This window comes from Nostoc sp. FACHB-190, assembly GCF_014696905.1.
Lineage (GTDB): Bacteria > Cyanobacteriota > Cyanobacteriia > Cyanobacteriales > Nostocaceae > Nostoc_B.
The window spans coordinates 133257-141878 of sequence record NZ_JACJQW010000020.1; the positions used below are offsets into that span (position 1 = coordinate 133257).

Sequence of the window (8622 nt, forward strand, 5' to 3'; positions counted from 1 at the left end):
GCCAACGAATCAATTTTTTTGCAATGTCAGATGCAGATGTTCTGAGTAAGAGAATGAACTCAGGTTTACCAAAATCGCTGGCACATTGCTGGCGAGAAGCTTTAGCGGAAGCAATAGGAACTTTTATTTTGGTGTTTGCAGGAACTGGTGCAGTCATGGTGAACAGCATCAGTCAAAATGCTGTGTCACATTTAGGTATTAGTTTTGTGTTTGGTGCTGTGGTAGCGGCGTTAATTTATGCTTTGGGACATTTGAGTGGCGCACATTTCAACCCAGCAGTGACGCTGGCTTTTTGGACGAGTGGTTTTTTACCTAAATGGCGAGTGTTGCCTTATATTTTGGCACAGTTAGGAGGAGCGATCGCCGCTTCAGCTTTACTAGTAATTAGCTTAGGAAAAGTTGGCAATTTAGGAGCAACATTACCACTAAATAATAATTGGATGCAGGCTTTAGTATTAGAGTTTGTGCTGACTTTTATTTTGATGCTGATTATTTTCGGTTCAGGACTAGATAGACGCGCACACATAGGTTTTGCTGGGTTAGCAATTGGTTTAACCGTAGCAGTGGAAGCTGCATTTATGGGGCCAATTACTGGTGCAAGTATGAATCCGGCGCGTTCCTTTGCACCAGCATTTGTCGGCGGAATTTGGCAACATCATTGGGTTTATTGGATAGCACCAATTTTAGGAGCGCAACTAGCAGTAATAGTCTATCGGCAACTTTCCAATAACTTTCAAGATTGTCAGAAGTAAAGGTGAGAATAACGTAAAACTAGGAGTTTCAGATTATTCTCTGCCGAAGGTAACAAAAGAGGGATAATTAGCTTGGGTGGAGTGTAAGTCATACTGTTTTTACAAGATTTAGCTTTGTTCTGACTCTAATATTTCTATGATGAAATTGCTTGCTAGGATTGTCCAATTTCTTGTAACTTTTTTGACCATAGTTTTAGTGTGTTACTGGAGTGTAAATCCTGGGATTCTACCTGTAGCTTTAGCAAGCTACCACAAGCTGGAGAAATCTGATTACCATGTACACAGAAGAATGGTATCCCCAACTATGTCAACAGCAAAACAGATTACTTATCCAGCTACCCCCAAAAACGAACAAGTGGATAACTACCACGGAACTGTCGTTGCAGATCCTTACCGTTGGTTGGAAAATTCTGATTCTGAAGAAACGAAAGCTTGGATTGATGCTCAAAATAAGATTACTTTTGAATTTTTAGGTGAAATTCCGGCTCGTGACAAAATTAAACAACGCTTAACGAAACTTTGGGATTATGAAAAGTATGGTACCCCATTTAAAGAAGGCGAATCTCTGCAAGACGGTTCCACCGAACGCTATTTTTATTTCAAAAACAACGGGCTGCAAAATCAAAGCGTACTATATACCTTAAAAAGTCTAGATGACGAACCGCAAGTTTTACTTGATCCAAATAAACTTTCTGCGGATGGAACAGTCGCTTTATCAGGATTATCAATTAGCGATGATGGTAAACTTTTAGCTTATGGTCTGGCAACTTCTGGTTCTGATTGGCAAGAATGGAAAGTCCGTGATGTAGCCACAGGTAAAGATTTAGACGACCATTTAAAGTGGATTAAATTTTCTGGTGCATCTTGGACAACTGACAACCAAGGATTTTTTTACAGTCGCTATGATGAGCCAAATTCTAAAACTCAGTTAGAAGATGTTAACTATTATCAAAAGCTGTATTATCACAAATTAGGTACACCCCAATCAGAAGACATTTTAATTTATCAACGTCCTGACCAAAAAGAATGGGGATTTGGTGGTGGTGTCACAGAAGATGGACGCTTTTTAATTATTTCTGTGTGGTTGGGAACTGACTCGCGCAATTTAGTATTTTATAAAGATTTAAAGAATACCGATGCGGAAGTTGTGGAATTAATCAACGAGTTTGAGGCAGATTATAGCTTTATTGATCATGATGATAGTGTTTTTTATTTCCGTACAGATTTAAATGCGCCACGGGGGAGGGTGATTGCCATTGATATTAATAAACCCGATAAATCAGCATGGCAAGAAATTATTCCCCAAAGTAAAGCGACTTTAGAAAGTGTCAATATTCTCAATCATCAGTTTGTGGCTGATTATTTGCAAGATGCGCGATCGCAAATTAAAATTTTTGACCTGAAAGGCGCATTTGTCCGCGAGGTAGAATTACCCGGAGTTGGTTCAGTTGGTGGCTTTGGTGGTAAACGTCATGATAAAGAGACTTTTTATAGTTTCACTAGTTTTACTACCCCAGGCGCAATTTACCGCTACGATATGGTAACAGGAAAAAGTCAGTTGTTCCGGCAACCAAAAGTTGGCTTTAATCCTGATGATTATGAAACAAAACAAGTCTTTTATCACAGCAAAGATGGCACAAAGGTGCCAATGTTTATTACTCACAAAAAAGGCATTAAATTAGATGGGAATAATCCGACTTATCTTTATGCCTACGGTGGGTTTAATATCTCTTTAACACCGACTTTTTCTGTGAGTATGTTGGTGTGGATGGAAATGGGTGGTGTTTATGCTATGCCAAATCTGCGTGGCGGTGGCGAATACGGCGAAGAATGGCATCAAGCCGGGATGAAAGAGAAAAAACAAAATGTGTTTGATGATTTTATTGCGGCGGCGGAATGGCTAATTGCGAATAAATACACCAAAACTGGCAAACTAGCGATCGCAGGTGGTAGTAATGGTGGTTTATTGGTGGGTGCTTGTATGACGCAACGTCCCGATTTATTTGGTGCAGCTTTACCCGCCGTTGGTGTTATGGATATGTTGCGCTTTCATAAATTTACTATCGGCTGGGCTTGGACTAAAGAATATGGTTCACCCGATAATCCTGAAGATTTCAAAACACTGTATGCTTATTCACCCTTGCATAACCTCAAACCAAAGACAGCTTATCCTGCTACTTTAATTACTACCGCAGATCATGACGATCGCGTTGTGCCTGCCCATAGTTTCAAATTTGCGGCGGCTTTGCAAGCAGCCCATCAAGGTGATGCACCAGTATTAATTAGAATTGAAACAAAAGCTGGACATGGTGCAGGTAAGCCGACAACTAAAATCATTGAAGAAGCGGCGGATAGATGGGCATTTTTAGTGCGAACTTTGGATATTAAGATTTAAACGCAGAGGTGCGCTGAGTAACGCGGAGTATTGAAGGTGTGTTTCTGCAATGCTAGAACGCACCTTTTTTGTTAGATAACCAAGTTACACTGTTGAATAAATATGGGTAAAAGCTATGCAAGTTACACAACAGCAATACTACACCCCAGAGGAATATTTACAGTTAGAGGAAGCGGCTGAATATAAAAGTGAATATATTGATGGACAAATAATTCCAATGGCAGGTGGAACAGTTAATCACGCTCGAATATCACTTAACCTTGGTTCGGCGTTAAATTTTGCATTTAGACAGCAAAATTACGAAGTTTTTGTTGGCGATGTCCGTCTATGGATATCGCAAAAACGGATTTATACATACCCAGATGTGATGATTATCGCAGGTGAACCGGAATTTTTTAACAATCGCCAAGATATTATTACTAATCCTCAAGTTATTTTAGAAGTGCTATCAAAATCTACTAAGAATTATGATTATGAGGATAAGTTTGCGGCGTATCGCACAATTCCCACGTTGCAAGAATATCTCTTAATTGACCAATATCGAGTTCATGTAGAGCAGTTTTCTAAGATTGGGAAAAAACAATGGAACCTGCGTGAGTATGATGAAGAAGATCAGGCGATCGCATTTGCATCTGTACCTTTTGAGATTTCCTTACAAGATTTATATAACAAAGTCAATTTCGAGCTAGTTGAACCAGAAAGTGAAATAATCTGAACACAGAACACAAAAGGATCGCCGTGCTGATGATTGATCAAAAAAAGGCTTATTCACTGAAACTCTGTTAATTATTTAGTACAGGTTGGCGTAAATAAAGAGACCATAAGAAATTGCTAAAAGGCTTGTAGTATCACTATTCTTTCTTTTTCCTTTTGATTTTTTACTTTTGCCTTGTTGTACTAGTTTCAGCAAATAAGCCCGAAGCGTCTTCAATTAAGCTTCGACTTTTACGCCTTTCCAGAAAGCGACGTAACCTTCAATATTTTTAGCTTTTTCCTTGGCGCTGGGATAGTACCAAGCAGCGTCTTGATTCACCTCTCCATCAACTGCGATGCTGTAGTAACTAGCAACACCTTTCCAGGGACAAGTGGTATGAGTGCTGCTGTCTTGGAAATACTGCTTATTAATTGCGTCGGGAGGAAAATAGTGATTACCTTCCACAACTATAGTCTTGTCGCTTTCGGCTAAAGTTGCACCGTTCCAGATTGCTTTAGGCATAATTGCGTTTTTGAGCAAAGTTTACACTTAATATTTTGACACTGTACTGCCTAAACTCGGAGTCGGCTGTCAATTAAGTAATGAGTAAATTTCTGACTCCTTACTCATTACTTTTTTCAATCAGTTGCTGTACCTCATAAACATCGAATCTGCTGTATCTTGAAACTGAAAGCTAATTAAATCTATGCACCTACCAGAAGACTGAGCTTGCACCCTAGCAACTGTTGTAAAATAGACAATAGACGGATTCGGAGGGCCAGTTAACTGGTCATAAACGCCTATAGAGACCATCTTCGGAAATCTCCAAGGTTTAAAGTCCAGCCATCTGAAACAACTACAGAGGCTGTACCACCAGCGTATACCAGGCGATCGCATCACAACGCCTGAATTTTCGCAGCGTCTGGCTGCCATTAGCACAGAAATCAATCAACCTGTGTGTGCCTATCTCAACCGTCGCGGTCAAGTGATTCGTGTTGGGGTAGGCACACCGCGTCAGACGCAAATTCCACCGCTAGAACTGCCCCGTTACGGTGCAGAACGTCTGAGCGGTATTCGCTGTATTGCCACCCATCTCAAACCAGAACCACCCAATGAGGTGGCGCTGACTGCTATGGCAATGCAACGGTTAGACGCGCTGGTAATGTTGAATATCACTGGGACAGGATTTACCAAGCGTGGTGGTGGCGCTACAGGTTATGTCAAAGAAGCTTATTTAGCTCATTTAGTATCTGATACGAAACAACTAGTAGCAGTCCCAAACTCAGAACGCGGTACGCAAAACTCAGCAACCTACTCTAGCATTTCCCCACCAATGAGCTTGGATATGCTGGCAGAACAGGACTTCATCGATTTGGTAGAAGGACTGGAAGCAGAATTCCGGCGGGAATTTGTCGCCCAGGAAGTAGATGCTGATCATGACCGCGTGTTGATTGTGGGAGTCATGACCGATGAATTAACTCTGCAACAATTCCACGACACCCTAGCTGAATTAGGACGACTGGTAGATACTGCTGGCGGTGATGTACTACAGACAGTACAACAAAAGCGATCGCGCATTCATCCCCAAACAGTTATCGGTGAAGGTAAGGTGCAAGAAGTCGCCTTAACAGCCCAAACCCTCGGATGTAATCTCGTCGTCTTTGACCGCGACCTTTCACCAGCCCAAGTCCGCAACTTAGAAGCGCAAATTGGAATTCGGGTAGTTGACCGCACAGAAGTAATTTTAGATATCTTTGCTCAACGCGCTCAATCCCGCGCTGGTAAATTGCAAGTAGAACTAGCACAGCTAGAATATATGCTGCCGCGTCTGACTGGCAGGGGTCAGGCAATGTCGCGGTTAGGTGGTGGTATTGGGACTCGCGGCCCTGGTGAAACCAAACTAGAAACAGAACGTCGGGCAATTCAACGGCGAATTTCTCGACTGCAACAAGAAGTCAACCAGTTGCAAGCCCATCGTTCGCGCTTACGACAACGAAGACAACATCAAGAAGTGCCTTCAGTGGCTTTGGTTGGTTACACTAACGCAGGCAAATCGACCTTACTCAATGCCTTAACTAACGCCGAAGTTTATACTGCTGACCAGTTGTTTGCTACCCTTGACCCGACTACACGTCGTTTGGTCATTCCCCATGCAGACACCAATGAACCCCAAGAAATTCTGATTACAGATACTGTAGGGTTCATTCACGAACTACCTGCGTCGTTGATGGATGCCTTTCGTGCAACTTTAGAAGAAGTCACAGAAGCGGATGCGTTATTACATTTAGTGGATTTGTCTCATCCTGCTTGGTTAAGTCACATTCGTTCAGTGCGAGAAATCCTCGCCGCTATGCCTGTGACTCCTGGCCCAGCCTTGGTCGCCTTTAACAAAATTGATCAAGTAGACAGCGAGACATTAGCCTTAGCTAGAGAAGAATTTCCCCTAGCTGTGTTCATTTCCGCAAGCGAACGTTTAGGTTTAGAAACCTTGCGTTTACGTCTTAGCCAATTGATTGCATACGCTGTTGACTCTCGGTAAATACCGAAAATAAAATTTGAGGATATGACATCAATGCCGTAGTTAGGGAAACTACGGCTTTAATTTTTCTATATGGCTATTACTGTGGTATTTCCTGAATGACAGGATGCTCAATGACATGCTAGAACCAGTAATTAATAGATATTTTTATTTTGGTACTTGATATAGAAAGTAACTCAAGTTTTAGGAAGACTCTCATTACTTTTGCTGTTACCAAATTTTTTTGCGATCGCTATCCCTAACACAATTATTTATGTCAACAAATTCCCAGCAACTAGAACCAACAAAAGTCAAAGTTCAGCTTCTCTTAACAGGGGGACATCAGTATACAGTTTACCTCAATCCAGATGACCCTGTATTGCATAGCCTATTAACCACTGTTGTTGCTCGTGCTTATAAACAAGAAGCAGCCAGTCAAGGTTTATTTCAAGTGCCTGTTAATGAAGGGCATTCGGCTTTATGCTTTGCTAGTGATCATCTTGTTGGGTTAATCACCGAACCACCTCTTTGGATACAGCAACCTGAAAATGTCCAACCTGTAGCCAATGATGTTTTAAATTCTAATTATGTACAAATAGATAATTTTTTCTCACATAGTGAACATGAAAGACTGATTAAGTATGTACTAGCTAATAAGTCAAAGTTTGTTTCTACTAGTACTTCGACCAATGATAAAAATTATCGCCGCTCAATGGTTCTGTATTCATTTCCAGAGTTTTCTGAACTAATTGTCAATAAAGTTCAGCAGATTATGCCTGATGTGATGAGCAAATTGGGAATGACACCCTTCACAGTAGGACAAATTGAAAGCCAACTCACTGCACATAATGATGGCAATTATTACAAAATTCATAACGATAATGGTAGTTCGGATACTGCTACCAGAGAATTAACTTATGTTTATTACTTCAATAAAGAACCTAAGCGGTATTCTGGAGGAGAATTATTAATATATGACAGTAAAGTTGAAAATAACTTTTATGTCAAAGCAGAATCCTTTAAAACTATCGAACCGCGCAATAACAGTATTGTATTTTTCTTCAGTCGATATATGCACGAGGTTCTGCCAGTGAGGTGTTCATCTAAAGCATTTCCTGATAGTCGCTTTACAATTAACGGCTGGGTACGTCGAGCATCCTAAGCAAAATTACTTATCTACTTTAAAATTCCTTTAAGTGAGGCGATCGCCTCACTTTTTATTTATCAATCAGACTTAAGTATCAAATACACTTTACTTGGAAATACTTAAATATTTTTCCAGGTGTAAATACCCAATATCTATACAGATACAGAGAAACTCCGACTTTTTGCTCTGAGATTAAATTTCTGATGAAAATGTCGATAAACTATAGACTACTGACAAGTTATTGTGGCAAATTATATTTATTCGTCACTGAGAAAAAATAAAATTTCAGAGATTTATATCAACCTCATCCCAGATTGAACTCCCTAGAAAATAGAAGTTTTCGTTATTTAAACTAAGTGAAGGCTGAAATAATAGATCGCTAGTCATTTTAAATTCTAACTAGCGCAATTTATCAACTTAGTTTTTCATAACTTAAAAACTCTATTTTGCAGGGATATTTTATGCTGCGGTGCAGTTTGATAAAACTTTTTAGATGCGAAAAGGAGAATTAAAAAAAGTGACACAAATGAAATCAAAAAAACTCATAGGTTACATAACCTGTGGCGTATCATCATTAGCAGTAGTCATGGCAGGACAAACGTCCCAAGCAAACGCAGCAGCCATGAGCTTCACAACTACAAACTTTACAGGCAGTTCCCTACAAGCCAAATATACATTAGATGACAGCATAGCAGGAGCAGGGAAAGTTCAGTTTAAAGTAGAATTTATCACCGACTCAACCTATAAAAATATTGGAGACATTCGCGGAGTATTCTTCGACATCAAAGACAACTACCTTCTATCGGGACTAAAAGTCACAGGATTAAGTGGAACAGACATCACAAAAACAGAATACAGCAACTTAGGACTACTAGAAAGCGTCGGTCAAGCGGGTCTTAATGGAGATGGCAACACCCATAAATTTGACTTTGGCATCGAAATTGGCGATAACGGTTTAAAAGGCGGAGAAGATGACTTCCGCACAGCCACCTTCGTTTTATCGCACGATAAAGCAGCCTTAAGCCTGGATCAATTTTTTGGTCAAGAATTTGGCTTAAGAGCAACCAGTGTAGGAGTAGCAGGCTCCAGTCGAGAAGGAAGTAGTAAACTAGCAGG

Annotated in this window: 8 protein-coding genes; 6 read left to right on the forward strand and 2 right to left on the reverse strand. The window is 40.4% G+C overall.

What is annotated here, in order from left to right; all coding sequences use genetic code 11:
* Positions 1-53: 53 nt before the first annotated feature.
* From H6G28_RS21090 to H6G28_RS21100, 3 genes are all read left to right on the forward strand, one after another.
* Positions 54-752: an MIP/aquaporin family protein gene (locus H6G28_RS21090; RefSeq protein WP_190673822.1), complete on the forward strand. Its 699-nt coding sequence runs from the start codon at positions 54-56 to the stop codon at positions 750-752.
* A 304-nt stretch (positions 753-1056) separates the two neighbouring features.
* The gene (locus H6G28_RS21095) at positions 1057-3147 is read left to right on the forward strand and encodes a prolyl oligopeptidase family serine peptidase (protein ID WP_190673824.1); all 2091 of its coding nucleotides are present in this window, start codon (positions 1057-1059) and stop codon (positions 3145-3147) included.
* Between the two features lie 115 nt (positions 3148-3262).
* Positions 3263-3862 (forward strand): Uma2 family endonuclease, encoded by a 600-nt coding sequence (locus H6G28_RS21100; RefSeq protein WP_190673827.1) that lies wholly within the window; start codon positions 3263-3265, stop codon positions 3860-3862.
* A 216-nt stretch (positions 3863-4078) separates the two neighbouring features.
* Here H6G28_RS21100 and H6G28_RS21105 read toward each other — a convergent pair whose 3' ends face one another.
* Entirely contained in the window at positions 4079-4363 is a 285-nt protein-coding gene (locus H6G28_RS21105) for a DUF427 domain-containing protein (protein WP_190587910.1), read from the reverse strand.
* 120 nt (positions 4364-4483) lie between these two features.
* Positions 4484-4774 (reverse strand): hypothetical protein, encoded by a 291-nt coding sequence (locus H6G28_RS36435; RefSeq protein ID WP_199331334.1) that lies wholly within the window; start codon positions 4772-4774, stop codon positions 4484-4486.
* Between H6G28_RS36435 and hflX the strand changes: the two genes are divergently transcribed.
* From hflX to H6G28_RS21120, 3 genes are all read left to right on the forward strand, one after another.
* Complete coding sequence (gene hflX, locus H6G28_RS21110; protein ID WP_199331354.1) at positions 4689-6380, forward strand: GTPase HflX; 1692 nt, start codon at positions 4689-4691, stop codon at positions 6378-6380. The two genes, H6G28_RS36435 and hflX, sit on opposite strands and share 86 nt — an antisense overlap.
* 253 nt (positions 6381-6633) lie before the next feature.
* Positions 6634-7521 carry a 2OG-Fe(II) oxygenase gene (locus H6G28_RS21115; protein ID WP_190673829.1) on the forward strand — a complete coding sequence of 296 codons (888 nt, stop codon included), beginning with the start codon at positions 6634-6636 and terminating at the stop codon, positions 7519-7521.
* 571 nt (positions 7522-8092) lie between these two features.
* Positions 8093-8622 (forward strand): hypothetical protein (locus tag H6G28_RS21120; protein WP_190673831.1); only part of this gene is annotated, 530 nt, incomplete at its 3' end.

Coding starts and splice junctions, on each gene's coding strand:
- H6G28_RS21090 (WP_190673822.1), top strand. CDS start 54: ATGAACTCAGGTTTACCAAAATCGCTGGCACATTGCTGGCGAGAAGCT.
- H6G28_RS21095 (WP_190673824.1), top strand. CDS start 1,057: ATGTCAACAGCAAAACAGATTACTTATCCAGCTACCCCCAAAAACGAA.
- H6G28_RS21100 (WP_190673827.1), top strand. CDS start 3,263: ATGCAAGTTACACAACAGCAATACTACACCCCAGAGGAATATTTACAG.
- H6G28_RS21105 (WP_190587910.1), bottom strand. CDS start 4,363: ATGCCTAAAGCAATCTGGAACGGTGCAACTTTAGCCGAAAGCGACAAG.
- H6G28_RS36435 (WP_199331334.1), bottom strand. CDS start 4,774: ATGGCAGCCAGACGCTGCGAAAATTCAGGCGTTGTGATGCGATCGCCT.
- H6G28_RS21115 (WP_190673829.1), top strand. CDS start 6,634: ATGTCAACAAATTCCCAGCAACTAGAACCAACAAAAGTCAAAGTTCAG.